The sequence below is a fragment of the Gammaproteobacteria bacterium genome, assembly GCA_016705365.1.
Lineage (GTDB): Bacteria > Pseudomonadota > Gammaproteobacteria > Pseudomonadales > UBA5518 > UBA5518.
Window position 1 is genome coordinate 338,744 of sequence record JADIYI010000005.1, and the last position, 14,262, is coordinate 353,005.

At 59.9% G+C, this 14,262-nt stretch carries 13 protein-coding genes and 2 pseudogenes; 9 read left to right on the forward strand and 6 right to left on the reverse strand.

All coding sequences use genetic code 11. The features are described 5' to 3' along the window. Positions 1–26 precede the first annotated feature (26 nt). Positions 27–797 carry an SDR family oxidoreductase gene (locus IPF49_05285; protein ID MBK6287052.1) on the forward strand — a complete coding sequence of 257 codons (771 nt, stop codon included), beginning with the start codon at positions 27–29 and terminating at the stop codon, positions 795–797. 42 nt (positions 798–839) lie between these two features. After that, positions 840–1,925, forward strand: a complete 1,086-nt coding sequence (locus IPF49_05290; GenBank protein MBK6287053.1) for a family 43 glycosylhydrolase — start codon at positions 840–842, stop codon at positions 1,923–1,925. Between the two features lie 117 nt (positions 1,926–2,042). On the opposite strand, the gene IPF49_05295 is transcribed toward IPF49_05290, so the two are convergent. The 3 genes and pseudogenes from IPF49_05295 to IPF49_05305 all read right to left on the reverse strand — a co-directional run bounded on the left by IPF49_05295 (position 2,043) and on the right by IPF49_05305 (position 4,136). Then, complete coding sequence (locus IPF49_05295; protein MBK6287054.1) at positions 2,043–2,465, reverse strand: VOC family protein; 423 nt, start codon at positions 2,463–2,465, stop codon at positions 2,043–2,045. 104 nt (positions 2,466–2,569) lie between these two features. Further along, positions 2,570–3,628 (reverse strand): annotated as a pseudogene (locus tag IPF49_05300) (hypothetical protein). A 139-nt stretch (positions 3,629–3,767) separates the two neighbouring features. Beyond that, positions 3,768–4,136 (reverse strand): annotated as a pseudogene (locus tag IPF49_05305) (alpha/beta hydrolase fold domain-containing protein). A gap of 414 nt (positions 4,137–4,550) precedes the next feature. Here IPF49_05305 and IPF49_05310 point away from each other — a divergent pair. Both IPF49_05310 and IPF49_05315 read left to right on the forward strand, forming a co-directional pair. Beyond that, positions 4,551–5,705, forward strand: a complete 1,155-nt coding sequence (locus IPF49_05310) for an acyl-CoA/acyl-ACP dehydrogenase (protein MBK6287055.1) — start codon at positions 4,551–4,553, stop codon at positions 5,703–5,705. A gap of 17 nt (positions 5,706–5,722) precedes the next feature. After that, positions 5,723–6,562 carry an acyl-CoA dehydrogenase gene (locus IPF49_05315; GenBank protein ID MBK6287056.1) on the forward strand — a complete coding sequence of 280 codons (840 nt, stop codon included), beginning with the start codon at positions 5,723–5,725 and terminating at the stop codon, positions 6,560–6,562. 19 nt (positions 6,563–6,581) lie between these two features. Here the strand turns inward: IPF49_05315 and IPF49_05320 are convergent, their stop codons facing one another. Both IPF49_05320 and IPF49_05325 read right to left on the reverse strand, forming a co-directional pair. After that, complete coding sequence (locus IPF49_05320; protein MBK6287057.1) at positions 6,582–7,112, reverse strand: glycine zipper family protein; 531 nt, start codon at positions 7,110–7,112, stop codon at positions 6,582–6,584. Between the two features lie 7 nt (positions 7,113–7,119). Further along, positions 7,120–7,590: a hypothetical protein gene (locus IPF49_05325; protein ID MBK6287058.1), complete on the reverse strand. Its 471-nt coding sequence runs from the start codon at positions 7,588–7,590 to the stop codon at positions 7,120–7,122. 111 nt (positions 7,591–7,701) lie between these two features. Between IPF49_05325 and IPF49_05330 the strand changes: the two genes are divergently transcribed. The 4 genes from IPF49_05330 to IPF49_05345 all read left to right on the forward strand — a co-directional run bounded on the left by IPF49_05330 (position 7,702) and on the right by IPF49_05345 (position 11,584). Next, on the forward strand, positions 7,702–8,763 hold the full coding sequence (locus tag IPF49_05330) for an SDR family oxidoreductase (protein MBK6287059.1): 1,062 nt from the start codon (positions 7,702–7,704) through the stop codon (positions 8,761–8,763). A gap of 108 nt (positions 8,764–8,871) precedes the next feature. Further along, positions 8,872–10,152: a phosphotransferase family protein gene (locus IPF49_05335; protein MBK6287060.1), complete on the forward strand. Its 1,281-nt coding sequence runs from the start codon at positions 8,872–8,874 to the stop codon at positions 10,150–10,152. A 32-nt stretch (positions 10,153–10,184) separates the two neighbouring features. Next, positions 10,185–11,093, forward strand: a complete 909-nt coding sequence (locus IPF49_05340; protein ID MBK6287061.1) for an enoyl-CoA hydratase/isomerase family protein — start codon at positions 10,185–10,187, stop codon at positions 11,091–11,093. Between the two features lie 26 nt (positions 11,094–11,119). Next, on the forward strand, positions 11,120–11,584 hold the full coding sequence (locus tag IPF49_05345) for a MaoC family dehydratase N-terminal domain-containing protein (GenBank protein ID MBK6287062.1): 465 nt from the start codon (positions 11,120–11,122) through the stop codon (positions 11,582–11,584). Here IPF49_05345 and IPF49_05350 read toward each other — a convergent pair. Beyond that, on the reverse strand, positions 11,539–13,560 hold the full coding sequence (locus IPF49_05350; protein MBK6287063.1) for an acyltransferase: 2,022 nt from the start codon (positions 13,558–13,560) through the stop codon (positions 11,539–11,541). The genes IPF49_05345 and IPF49_05350 overlap by 46 nt on opposite strands. A gap of 333 nt (positions 13,561–13,893) precedes the next feature. On the opposite strand from IPF49_05350, the gene IPF49_05355 reads away from it, so the two are divergent. Beyond that, the gene (locus IPF49_05355) at positions 13,894–14,076 is read left to right on the forward strand and encodes a hypothetical protein (protein ID MBK6287064.1); all 183 of its coding nucleotides are present in this window, start codon (positions 13,894–13,896) and stop codon (positions 14,074–14,076) included. Positions 14,077–14,262: the final 186 nt, after the last annotated feature.

Here is a 14,262-nt window from a genome sequence, read left to right on the forward strand (position 1 = left end):
CCCGCCCCACGCACCAGGAGCACGACATGAGCAGCAGACTGAAAGGCAAAGCGATCATCGTGATTGGATCCGGCAGCGGTATCGGTGCCGCGACGGCACGCCGCCTCGCGGAGGAGGACGCGCGGGTCTGCGTGGCCGATATCAATATCGAAGGCGCCGAGACTGTCGCGGCCGGGGTCGTTGCTGACGGCGGCGACGCCTTTTCCCTGTACATCGATCTGGCGGACGAGGGTTCGGTACAGGCAGCGGTTGGCGCGGCGATCGAGCGTCTCGGCGGTCTCGACGGCGTGCATATCAATGCCGCGGATCTGCACGTGATCATGAGCGACAGCGATGCGCTGAGCGTGGACCTCGAGGTCTTTGATCGCACGCTGGCCATCAATCTGCGCGGCCATCTGCTGTGCACGCGCGCGGTGCTGCCGCACCTGCTGGCGCGCGGTGGCGGGGCGATCGTCTACACCTCCTCCGGCGCCGCGGACTCTGCCGAACCGGTGCGTCCGTCCTACGCGGCCTCGAAGAGCGGTCTGAATGCGCTGATGCGCCACGTGGCCTCGCGTTGGGGTGCCGAAGGCGTCACTGCGAACTGTGTTGCGCCTGGTTTTACCGTGACGCCGGAGATGGCGGCAAGCGGAAATCTCACACCGGAACTGCTGGACGGCTTCAAGGCACAACTACCCAATAGCCGTCTCGGCCGTCCCGAGGACATCGCTGGCGTTGTTGCGATGCTGCTCTCCGAGGATGGGCGCTGGATCAACGGTCAGGTCTTTAACGTAAACGGTGGTGCGCTGATGCGCTGATCTCTGCATCCGTGATTATGTGCTTCGAGGCAATGAAAACCGATGACAATGAAGCGCAATGCCGGTGTTTGCGTTCTTGCCCTCGTGGCTGCGCTGGCCTCTCTGACCAGCTGCGACGACATGAATGACGAGGGTGCGAATCGGCCCGTCATCGCCGGGGAGGCGCTCGCGGATCCTGCCGTCATTCAACACGAGAGTTTGTACTATCTCTACGGCACCGCGGCGAATGCGAATCACTACGATGTCTTTGTGTCGCAGGACGGACAGTCGTGGGAAAAGCACGGAACCGTCTTCGCCAGGGACAGCAATCTGCTCTGGGCACCGGATGTCTTTCCTGATCCGCCGAGCGGCAGGTTTTACCTTTATTATTCGCTCGAATTCAGCGCCGGCGTTGCGGTTGCCGATTCTCCGCTGGGCCCGTTCGTGGACACGGGCATCCTCATCGAGGATGCCATTGACGCACACATGTATTTCGAGGACGGACATTACTTTCTGTATTACGCGACGACGGGAGAGAAGATCAGGACTCTCGAGCAAATGGGCAAGCGGATATTCGGCGGAATGCTCGAGAGTCTTTTCGGCGATGAGGAGAGCATGCTCAGCTCTAATATCTATGTTCAGCGCATGCGCTCTCCCACGGAGACCTCCGGCGAAGCCGCGCTCCTGCTGCAGCCCTCAGAGCCATGGGAAAAGGGTTACAGCATGTGGGTGGTCGAGGCCCCTTGGTTGCTCAAGGAAAAGAACCGCTATTACCTGATGTACTCGGGCGGCCCCACGCACGAGAGCAGCTATGCGATCGGCATTGCGACCGCCGACAGTCCGTTGGGTCCATTCCATAAAAGTGCACAGAATCCGCTTCTGTACAGCACATCCGATGCTGCTGTGTTTGGCAGAAAGGTTGATGGACCGGGCCACCACAGCGTGGTCCGCGAGAACGACGGCAGGTACCGGATCTATTTTCACCAGAATGCCTCCCGCCTGAACCTCGGCATGGGGAGACGCTATACGGCCCGTGGCGAGTTGCTCATCGATGACGCCGGAACGCTTGAAGTGCGACTCGGAGACGATTCGCAGTTACCGAGAAATCACGCGGGAACCCGCGGCTCCCGCCATGGCGCACGGCCTTGAGCAACCGGTGATGCTGGTCTTCAGTTTAGGCGCCGTCGATGATCTGCGGTGGGGCAACGGGACGGAAGTTTTCTGCGAGCTCGGGAATGATGTCGATTCTCCCTTGATGCATGGGAATCAGCTGACGTCCATCTGGATTACTTCGTTGATGTGCCCTTCCGGGTCCAGCACGAAGGCGACGCGCAGACCGAATTCGGGGATGTCGCGGATCGGCTCCGGTACGCTGCCTCCGGCGGCCGTGGCGCGCCCGACCAGTGCTTCCAGATTCTCGGTGACATAGCCCTGCACCGATTCCCCGGCCGATGGGCCGATCGAGTCCATGTACGTGATCAGGGTCAGCGCCGGTCCGCCCTGGTAGGTCGACTGAAAAGTGATCTCGTCGATAGCGCGACCGAACATCGCATCCTGGTGCCGGTTGAATGGAATCAGCCCGAACACCTCCTGGTAGAACGCGGCCATCGCGTCGAGGTCGTGCACGAAGGTTTTGGCAAAACCGTATTGCGTCGCACGAGTGGTACCGAATGGGCGGGGGTCTGTCATCGAAATATCCTTTGCTCATGTTCGTTCTGCGTCGGTTGCGGCCAGTTTCTTCCCGTCTTGTCGAGACCCGGATCATGACCATATGCGACCTGTGTGTAGAGCGGCGTGACGCTTGCGCCCTCGGGATAGCTGCACGGCCCGCCGATATCGTATGCCGCATTCAGCGTGGCGATGAATTCCGCATCGTGCAGCGGATCGCTCGGCGTGCTGATCTCGATGCCCTTGGCACGCACGTCATCGATCAGCATGTTGATCGCCTGCTCGTGCGTGAGATCGTGCGTGCCCTCCATGTTTTTCTTCAGCTCCGTGAAGTCCTCGAACACCTCGGCCGACCAGTGCACCAGGAAGCGCAGTTCGCTCGTGTGGTGGCGCGCGATGACGCGATCGCCGGTCTTCAGCAGCCAATGATCGCGGTCCGCGGGGTCGCCGGAAAAGCGGGTGCTGAAGTCGAGGCCGGCCGGACGCTGCTGTTCCAGCGCTCCGTTAGCCTCGCCGCGGTGGAACATCATCTCGTTCTGCACCAGCACGCCACGGTTCCACACCGGCGGGGCCAGGCGTTGCGGCGGCATCAACGGGCCGTCCGGCCAGTAGCTGAAGCCGCTGTGCGGATCGAGCGAGAACCAGGTGATGACCTGCGCCATCTTGATCAGGTAGTCCGTGAACAGCCCCGACTTGCCCATCACGCTGCACAGCCACGTCGGCGAATTTTCGTAGCGCACGCCGCGGAAGCTCGGCGAGTCGAGGTGCCCCGGGTCGGTGTTGCCACAGGGTCCATTCACGTTGAACAGCATCATCTGCGGCTTGGCGTATTGCGCGCCCCAGTAGGATTTCGCGAGCTCTAGGAAGCAGGCGTTGTAGAAGCAGTCCTCGATCTCGGGATGGAGCGCGGCCGAGTAGTTGGCGTAGAAGCCGCGAAAGGTCGGCGTCAGGAACATATCCAGCGTGGGTGTGATGCCCGGCGGAAAGCTGCCGGACATGGTCGCCAGCAACTCGTCTGCCGAGGCGAAGTGTTGCGCAATGATCAGCTTCCAGGGGCCGTGCCGGCGTACCACGTCGAGCAGTCGCTCGCGCTGGTCCTCGGTGTAGACATCGTGCAGTTCGCGGGGCGGGGCCGCCGGCTGCAGCAGGTCGGACAATTCCTTGCGTCGTGCGTCGCTCAACATGAGTGGTCCTCGTGTGTGGATTGTATTCGGGGATGGATTGGCAGTGCTTCAGTAATGAGCAGACAGAAAAGCACAGACTTCGCTGATTGCGATTCGCGCCAGTGGCGGCAGGCCGCGCGGGCGTGCTCCGCAACTGCGTCACGGCCCGGCAGTCGTCAGAACCTGCGGGGAAGGGGTGTTCCGGCGCCAGGCGGTAGTCGACCGAAACCAGCATGGAGTTTGCGCCGCGGGCGAGTGGTTGCGGCAAGGGTTGCGAGCGTGTGGGCGGCCATGGAGGCGCAGCACCGTGACGCCGAGATAGGAACGCGGGTCGTCCTCGCCCAGCTCCTCGCGTTCGAAGCATGTCAGCACTATCAAGAGCGTTGGCACATTGCCTTCGGTGAGCGCGACTCGCAGATCGGCGGTCGGTGATGGGCAGCGCTGCGGTATGGGCGATCGATGAGAGTGGGGCGAGAGCGTTCATTTGAATCTCGGGTTGCGGTGGGGCAACGTAGTGACTATTGAGCATTCTAGCAGTGGCGACGGTTAATTTACTTACAAATATATTAAATATTTCACGAGATCCTTTCCGGTTGGCGTGGCATGCTGATAAAGGTAAAACGTGCGGAGATTGCGCGTGAGGATCTTGCCGCCGGGATTGCGCGGCAGGGCGTCGGTGAAATCACCCGCTTTGGACACTTGACATGATAGAGATTTTGTACCGAGAGCTCCCCGGCTGATGCTGAAGAGCCAATCTCGCCGATAAGCGGGGATCTAATCGCAAGGACCTGGCGATGTGGGCGATTGCCGGCGGGACACCGCGAGCTTTCCTGTGCCCAGTGCCACACTCCTCTTGGCGGCGGCAACGAGCGGCCGCTGCCGGCCCTGAGCGCAGGAGTGGGACGCGAAGACTATGCTCGTGTCAGTCATGCAGGAATCGAACATGGACAATGACGGACTCGCGGATATCCGCCAATCGGTGCGAAAGCTGTGTGAGGGCTTTCCGGGGGAATACTGGCGCAAGCTCGATCGCGAGCGCAGTTACCCGAGCGAGTTCGTCGCGACGCTGACGCGCGCGGGCTTCCTGTCGGTACTGATCCCGGAACAGTACGGCGGCGCCGGGCTCGGCATCGAGGCGGCGGCCGCGATACTCGAGGAGATTCACCGCTCGGGCTGCAACGGCGGTGCCTGCCACGCCCAGATGTACACCATGGGTGCGCTGCTCAAGCACGGCACGGCGGAACAGAAGGCGCGTTACCTGCCAAAGCTGGCGAGTGGCGAGTTGCGCCTGCAGGCCTTCGGCGTGACCGAGCCCGACAGTGGCACCGACACCACGCGCATCACCACCTTTGCGCGCCGCGAGGGCAAGAGCTATTTCGTCAGCGGCCAGAAAATCTGGATCAGCCGCGCCGAGCATTCGGACCTGATGGTGCTGCTGGTGCGCACCACGCGTCGCGAGGAGTGCGCCCGGTCATCGGACGGGCTGAGCGTGCTGCTGGTCGATATGCGCGAGGCGCTCGGCAAGGGGCTCGTGATCCGCCCGGTCCGCACCATGATCAACCACGCCACGACCGAGCTGTTCTTCGACGAGCTCGAGGTTCCGCTCGCCAATCTCATCGGCCAGGAAGGCAATGGCTTTCGGCATATTCTCGATGGCATGAACGCGGAGCGCATCCTGATCGCGGCGGAATGTATCGGCGACGGGCGTTTTTTCGTGGATCGTGCGGCGGCCTACGCCCGCGAGCGCTCGGTGTTCGGGCGGCCGATCGGTCAGAACCAGGGTGTGCAGTTCCCGATCGCGCGCGCCCATGTGCAGCTCTCGGCTGCCGCCGAAATGGTGAACAAGGCAGCGGCGATGTACCAGTCGGGCCAGCCCTGTGGCACCGAGGCCAACATGGCCAAGATGCTCGCCTCGGAAGCCAGCTGGTATGCTGCCGACATGTGCGTGCAGACCCATGGCGGTTTTGGTTTCGCGGAGGAGTACGACATCGAGCGCAAGTTCCGCGAGACGCGCCTTTACCAGGTCGCACCGATAAGCACCAACCTGATCCTGAGCCATGTCGCCACGCATGTGCTGGGATTGCCGAAATCCTTTTGAAGACTGGCGGAGCAGCGATGCCGGACCTCGCACATCTGCGCTCCTGGATCGGGCGCGAAGAAATTGCCCACGATGTGGCGGGCGCGGGCCCGCTTGCCGGGTTGGCGGCGCTGCTCGATCGCGAGCAGCCGTTTGCGCAAAGCCTGCCGCCGCTGGCGCACTGGCTCTATTTCCTGCCGTATGTACGCCAGTCGCTGATCGGTGCCGACGGTCATCCGCTGCGCGGCGGCTTTCTGCCGCCGGTAGCGCTGCCACGGCGCATGTGGGCCGGCGGGCGGATACGTTTCGTGACGCCGATCGGGCTCGGTGCGCGCATGCAGCGCCGTTCCGTAATCGATGAGATCAAGCGCAAGAGCGGCGCCTCGGGCGATCTGGTTTTCGTGACGCTGCGTCATGAAATCAGCGCCGACGGCGAACTCGCACTGGTCGAGGAACAGGACCTGGTGTATCGGGGCGAGCAGGGCGAGGCGCGCCCGGAGGCTGCAACCGAAGCCAGACGCACGGCTGATCGCGAGGAGATCGTGAGCGTGGATCCGGTGCAGTTGTTTCGTTTCTCGGCGCTGACCTTCAACAGTCACCGCATCCACTACGATCGCGACTATGCGCGCGTGGTCGAGGGCTACCGCGGGCTGGTAGTGCACGCTCCGTTGCTGGCGACCTTGCTGGTGCATTTCTGGCTGGAGCAGGATTCAACCGCACCGATCCGCAACTTCAGTTTCCGCGCCCTGCAACCGTTGCTCGACGATGCACCGTTTGCGTTGTGTCTGAAGCGGCGGGTCGCGGGGGGCGAACTGTGGACGCGTGACCATGCCGGGCGGGAAACGATGCGTGCGGAGCTCGATTGCGCGCCAGGGTAGAGGTGCGCGGCGACCCGGCTCAGCGCATCACGCCCACCGGCGGCGGGGTGCCGGGTGGCGGGTAGGCGGGCGCATGACTGGCCGCCGCGGTGTGCTGCGACACGAATTGCCCGGGCAACTGATTGCCTTTGGCGTACATGCATTGCATATAGGCGATGTCGTAGCTGCGCTGCATCTGGTACGACGATCCATACATGCCATCGCTGCCCGCCGCGCTGCCGATCAGCAATCCGGTGCCGGCGCCAATCGCCGCACCTGATCCCGGCTCGCCGGATGCGGAGCCGATGATTGCACCGGCGGTCGCGCCGAGTGCCGTACCCACCGCCGCGCTGCGAACGGCATTGTCCTCGGCGGCGCTGGCGGCGGGGGCCACCACACCCTGCGCATACTGCTGACAGCTCAGAGAGTCATTCTGGAACTCGTTGAAGTTCTTGTGCGCTCCCGGGAGGACCATCACGGTAGGTGCAGTGGGCACGCTCGCGCAGCCATTCAGAAGCACGCTCGCGGCCAGTGACAGTATCGGGACGCTCAGGGTCGGGGCAATTTTCATATAACACCTATCGCGCCAGCTGTGGCGCACCTCCGGTTTGCGGGACGACTGACAGCCAGGTCGTATTGCAGTGCTGTACGTAGGGGTGGTAGCCGGCGGGATCCTCGCAGTAGAACCAGTAATTGCTGGTCGCGGGTGCCGCCGGCTCCCGGGAAACGTAGACCTCGGGCGCGGGCTCGGGGATATACACGCGCGATTCGATCACGCGCTGAACCGGGTACGCTCCATAGGCATAGGGGTACGGATAGCCGACGCCATAGGCATACGGATAAGACCATGCTCCCCACCAGCCCGGCCCACCCAGCGCGACACCCCAATAGCTGCCGTGCCAGTTGCCACCATGCCCGCCGCCGCCGTGCCAGCTACCGTGGTGGCCACCACCGCGATGACCGCCGCCTCCACGGCCGTCGGCCAGTACGGAGCTGCCCGGCGCCAGCGCCAGCAGCATCGCGACCCCCACGACAAAAGCCTTTTTCATGCAATTCGCTCCATGGCCGGAAAAACATCTCTCGATCACGATCGAAAGACGGTTGTCGCAGTAGGTAACGAAGAGCGATGCCCGCGGTTGACAGTTTCGTGAAAAGATTCGATGGGGGAGAGCCGGGGTCTGGCCGAATCCACCGAAGGAACATCAGGCGGACAACACACGGCATCGATGTCTATACCTGCCCGGTCGATGTGCTGCGGCGCTGATTTTGGTGATGCGCTTGAGTTAATATCGACCAAACAGCACGACCTAACGTCGTCAAGTTCACATCGATGTCCCCTCGCTGAGATAGACAAGGCCTTTATCCAGCAGGCGAACAGTGAACAATCCATCAACGTGATGTTGCAGATCCAGCGAGAAATTATGAAAATTGATCTGAGCAATAACGTAGCGATTATTACCGGTGCTGCTTCCGGTATCGGTGCAGCCAGTGCGTGCCAGTTTGTTGAAGCCGGTGCTCAGGTCGTGGTCGCTGATCTCAATGATGAAAACGGTGAAGCACTGGTTGCCGGGTTAAATGCGCTACGGTCCGGCAGTGCGATTTATCAACATTGTGACGTGACCGATCCGGTCGCGCTGGAGCAGCTGTGTCAGCTGGCGGTTGATCATTTCGGCCGTTTGACGATCATGGTCAATAATGCCGGTCGCGGTGGCTTGGGGGAAACGCCGGACATTCCCATCGAAGAATGGAAAAGCATTATCGATATTGATTTGAACGGTGTGTTTTATGGTTCTCGTGCCGCGATCCCTCATCTCAAGCAGGCGGGGGGCGGTGTAATCATAAATACAGCGTCTTTATCGGGCCAGCGCGCGGATTACGGGTTTGGTGCTTACAATGCAGCCAAGGCTGCAGTCATCAACTACACGCGCACTTTGGCGCTGGATCACGGCAAGGATAATATCCGGGCCAATGCGATTTGTCCCGGCTGGATTGCTACGCCGCTTACTGCTGCTATCGGGGAAATTGAGCAGATTGCTTCTGCCTTGCAGCAGGCGATTCCTTTGCAACGGCCTGGCAAACCCGAAGAAGTGGCCGCAATGATCAGTTTTTTGGCATCGCCTCTGGCTGGCTACATTACCGGCGCTGATATTGTGGTTGATGGGGGTTTGGGGGTAAGTAATGGCCAGCCGAATATTCCGGCGATCTTGGCGGGGATGTCTTAGAGGGGCGGGCGAGGCGCAGGGTTTCTCCATGGGACAACCGAAGTGACAGCGACTGACGAAACCAGCAAGATCACCGCCTGGCTTGAATCGAATTTGCGAGGGACGGTCGTGCGCATCGCCCGGCAGGCGCGCTGGCGGCCGGTATGGTTCGCGGATCTGGAACGCGAAGACGAACGGCTCGAACTCTGCGTCCGGGGTGACCGTACGGACATGCGGCTGATCTTCCCGCTCGATCACGAGATGCGGTTCCAGTCACTCTTGCATGGCCACGGCATCCCCGCGGCCAAGGTGCATGGGTGGATCGATGACCCGTGCGCCTATGTCATGGACCGCGTGCCGGGACGGGAAGACTTTGGCGGGCTAACGGATGCGCAGAAGTGCGCGGTCGTGGATGACTATGTCCAGATTCTTGCCCGCATGCATCGCCTCGACATCAATCCATTTGTGCAGGCCGGGATCGCGCGCGCTGCACGCCCGGAGGACTCGGGACGCATCGGCCTGCGGCGATACGAGGAAATGTTTCGCGCGGCGAAGCAGCATCCCGAGCCGTTGATGGAATTCTGTCTCGGGTGGTTGCGACGCCACCCGCCCGACTCCAGGGGTCGGGAAGCGCCGATCGTCTGGGACTCCGGACAATTTCATCATCAGCACGGCCGCATCACCGCGGTGCTCGACCTCGAGCTCGCGCACATCGGTGATCCGATGATGGACCTCGCGGGCTGGCGCATACGCGACACGGTGCTCGGGTATGGCGATTTCACTTCGCTCTACCGGAAATACGCCGAACTCACGGGGGTCCCCGTCGACCTCGACGCCATCCGCATTTACCTCATCGCTTTTACCTTGACGAATCAGCTTGCGTTCGCCGCCGCGCTGCGCAACCCGCCGCCGGAATCCGATCTGATGATGAACCTGCGCTGGTGCGGTGAAACCAATCTGTTCGCGACGGAGGCGTTGGCAGAGTACCTCGACATCGAGCTTCCGACGGTGGATATGCCGGCGCCGCGCGGCTCGCGCGCCGCGCCAGGCTACGGGCAACTTGCGGGGTCGTTGCGGCAGCTCGAGACCGACGACGAATTCCTGCGCTATCGGGCGCGAATGGCGTTTCGCCTCTCCCGCTATTTGCAGCGTCACGACGAGATCGGCGCGGTCGTGGCAGAGTCCGACCTCGACGACCTGCACCAACTTCTCGGCAAACGGCCGCCAACGTGGCAGGACGGTGAGACGGAGCTGGAGCGTTTCGTGCTGGCAGACGCCGATCAGGGCCGTCATGACGAAGCACTGATCCAGTTGCTGCATCGGCGCAACCTCCGGGCGCAAATGCTGTTGGGACCGCCCGGATCGGCCATGACCCGTCACATTCCGATGCAGCGTTTCCCGCGCACATGAAACGCCGCACGGATCTACAGGAAAGCGTAAATATGTATAGCGGCAAAGATTCCAGCCCCTTCGCAGCGGAGGGTGGCAAGACAACTCGTTATGGTGAAGATGGCTACGAGGTGCTGCTGATCGATGAGCCCTCTGCCGGCATCCGCCGACTTACCCTCAATCGGCCCGAGAAACGAAACGCACTCAATCACCAGTTGCGTGGTGAGCTGCTGCATGCCCTGCAGGCCGGCGATGTCGACCCATCGGTCAAGGTCATGATCGTGCGCGGCGCCGGCAAATGCTTCTCTGCCGGCTATGACCTCGGTGGCGGCAATGCCGGCCAGGACTACCCTTTCCCCACCGCCGGCGGCGACAGCCAATGGCCGCGTCACGTGGTGGAAGGCTGGATGAAGATCTGGGATCTCGCCAAGCCGGTGATTGCACAGGTCCACGGCTATTGCCTTGCGGGTGGCAGCGAGTTGGCCACTGGCTGCGATCTGGTCTACGTCGCCGATAACGCGCAGATCGGGTACCCGGCCGTTCGCTTTGGTGTGCCCGATATGCAATTTCACCCATGGCTCATGGGCATGCGCAAGGCAATGGAAATGCTCTTGACCGGAGATTCCCTGAACGGCAAGGAAGCGGTGAGTTATGGCTGGGCCACCCGCAGCTTTGCCGAAGAGGAGCTTGAATCAGGAACCGTGGAGCAAGCGGAACGTATCGCCAAAATCCCCGGCGATGTTCTCGCGCTCAACAAGCGTGCCGTTCACCGACAGATGGAAGTCATGGGTTTGCGCGATGGTTTGCGGCAAGGAACCGAAATTTGCGCGCTGGCCACTCACCAGGCGAGTTTCAAGGCGTTTATCGAAGCCACCGAGGGTGGCAGGAAGCTGACGAACGCATTGCAGGACCGGGATCAGGAATTCGGTGATTACCGGACCGACAATGCTGAAAAATCATGATCAGCAGACGCGACTGACAAGATTTTGTGAATGAATATCTGGATTATTTCGAGGATATCGATATCGGCAAGCGCTATGTCGCCACTCAGCCGTTTCGCGTGAGCCGGGACGATATCGTCGCGTATGCGTTGATGTGGGATTGGCGCCCGCATCATGTTGACGAGCAAGCGGCGAGTGAGTCCTTGTTTCAGGGGCTCGTTGCGTGTGGCTCCCATGTGTTCGCGATCTGGACGCGCCTTTCGCTTCAAGCCCAGAGCGAGTCCCGGGCCCAGGCGGTGATGGCGGGTCTCGGTTGCGAGATGCGCATTAGGCTTCCAGTGCGGCCCGGCGACGAGATTTCCTATTCCGGCGAGGTCGTGGCCAAACGCGAATCGAAGAGCCGCGGCGACGCAGGAATCATCGAGACGCATCATGAATTGCACAATCAGAACGGAGACCTGGTATTTCAAGTGGATGCCGTGACCCTGGTTCGAACGCGGCCGAGCCGGTGAATCGGCAGGATGTGTGAGAGGGGCGCGTTGGCTTCGGGGGGGGGCGTGGCTTTATTCTTGCTTCGGAGGAGATTCACGAATGATTCCGCCAGTCGTTTCGAGCCGAGTGAATTGAAGTGGTCCCGGTCTCTGTACAAAAAACTGATACCGTCGTCGGGATAACAAAACTGTAAAACTGGTGGGCAGACTTGCGCGAAAATATCAAAAATCAGAATATTTTTATTTGCGTTCCGCAGTCTGGTTAGTTGTTTCATCACTGCGTCAATGGCCGGAGCAATGTCTGCTCGCGCTACAGCACAATTTTTTCTCTCGTCGATGTCGCATTCGCGCACATCCGTAAAATTGAACATCGGCGGCGGGCCTGCAAGTACCAACGACACGCCTCGTTTTTCAAGTTCTTTGGCCAACCCGGAGACACGGTCACTCCATTCGGAAATGTTTCCTTGGGGTGTTGTGGGGTTTGTGCGCGCCAAATATAACCGTGCAATGAGTACAATATCGCCCGGTTTCAGATTATCCAATACCTCGTTGAACAGCATTTGTCTCGGAGCATACTCAATGCCGTTGCTGGCGGGAAAAGAGTGACCCGGCGTCTCGACCAAGTGCACCCCGAATCCCTTCGCCTGATGCAGTTCGTAAAGAAGTCCCTGCAGATGACCAGCGTGACTATCCCCAATGGCCCAAATCATCGGCATTCCGGAGCCGGGTACGGGTGGAATAGTACATCGCTCAAACGTCTGTGGCGTCAAAGGTCGTCGATCGTCGACTGCACACGTGTTGCCATACGGCAGCCCAGAATCCAGAAGTGGAAGGAATGCTTCCGGGTGGAGTACCACCGCATCTTGCCCAACCGGGGAATCTTCGCTGTTGAGTGCGAAAAACGCAGACAGGCCCAGTACAAAACTGCAGGTAAAGGCCATGGCTATGTCCAGCGGCTTGCTCCTGCTCCAGTTCGCCGCTCGCAAAGGTCGTTCTATGAACTGGTATGAAAAAATCGCGGCAATTCCCATGGTTACCACATAGATGCCGGAAATTCGCCAACTTGCACTCAGCAATAGCGGTCCCAAAGCAACCACAGGCCAGTGCCAGAGATACAGCGAATACGAAATTTTGCCAACGTACACCGCAGGAGGCAATGAAAGCATCCGCCAGGAAATATTATGGCTGGAATTGAAAAGTAGCAGGCCAGTCAAGCCGACCGCCACAGGGGTGGAGAGCGTCGCATAGCCCTGGGGCACGAAAAAACAAAGCACAAGCGCAACTAGTGCGCAAGGAGATGCGAGCGCCAGGATTCGATGAATTCGTGTGGAATCAAATCTGTTTGTAGCCTGATATATCAGCGCGCCAGTACCAAGTTCCCAGAAGCGTGTCGGCATAAGATAATAAGCGGCTACCTGATTGACATCGTACAACCAGAGGAAAAATAAAAATGAGAGCAGGCTCATTAGCACTATGGAGGCCGGGTATATATTCGGGGGTCTACGTGCTTTTCCAAAAATTGTCAGCCAAACGATAATCGGAAAGACAACATAAAATTGTTCCTCAACCCCCAGTGACCACATATGAGTGAACGCATTGAACTTGGATGAAGGGGAAAAATAGTCGAGTTCAAAATTGAAAAGTGTGATATTGGCAACGCCAAAAAGCGCGGAAATTCCAGTTAGTATCGAATGTCGCGGGAAAGGATCGATCAAAAACACCACGACACCGGTAGTCGCCACACAGGCGATCAACGCAGGCATCAGTCGCTTAACCCGTCGGGAAAGAAAATTCGAATAGAAACCGGAAAAAGTCGCTTGATTCTGTCCCAGAATAGAAGCGGAAACGACAAAGCCGGAAATTACGAAGAATACGTCCACCCCAAGAAATCCGCTGGATAGAAGCGTCTTTGGAAGGTGGTTTGCGATTACCGCAAGGACTGCAATAGCTCTCAATCCGTCAATATCAGAGCGATAGGTCGGCTTATTATTATTCAACTCTGCCGGTGCCCTAACTGATCGAACGATTGTTGGTATTATGGCGCGGCGGTTTGTTTTCGAACAGCAGAATTACATCCCGATTATGAAATGGCCTGGTAACTACTCACCCCTCCCGCTCGGGCGTACAACTCGCCGGATAGGGCCAGTTGGATCGCGAAGAGCGGGTTGACGCCTTGATAGGCCATCGATTGCAAATAGCTCGATATCCGACAACAGGCCTCGGCGTAGCGTTGCTGTCGGAAGCGGCCAGAGACCTCCCTTTCGCTTCAAGCCCAGAGCGAGACCCGGGTCCAGGCGGTGATGGCGGGTCTCGGTTGCGAGATGCGCGTAATGCTTCCAGTTCGGTCCGGCGACGAGATTTTCTATTCCGGCAAGGTCGTGGCCAAACGCGAATCGAAGAGCTGCGGCGACGCAGGAATCTTCGAGACGCATCATGAATTGCACAAGAAGAACGGAGACCTGGTATTTCAAGTGGATGCCGTGACCCTGGTTCGAACTCGACCGAGCCGGTGAGTCGGCAGCATGTGGGAAAGGGGCGGGCAGGAGGAGAGGGGCTCTATGCTTCCTATACTTTTACAGTCCGTGCGTCCCGCGGCGTGCGGGATACTTGCATCGACCACACCCCTGCCCGGTGGCGGCGGCATCCTCGAGCCCCACTTGCCGACCGCGCCACCGGCAGGCATGGCCGTTGCCATGGTG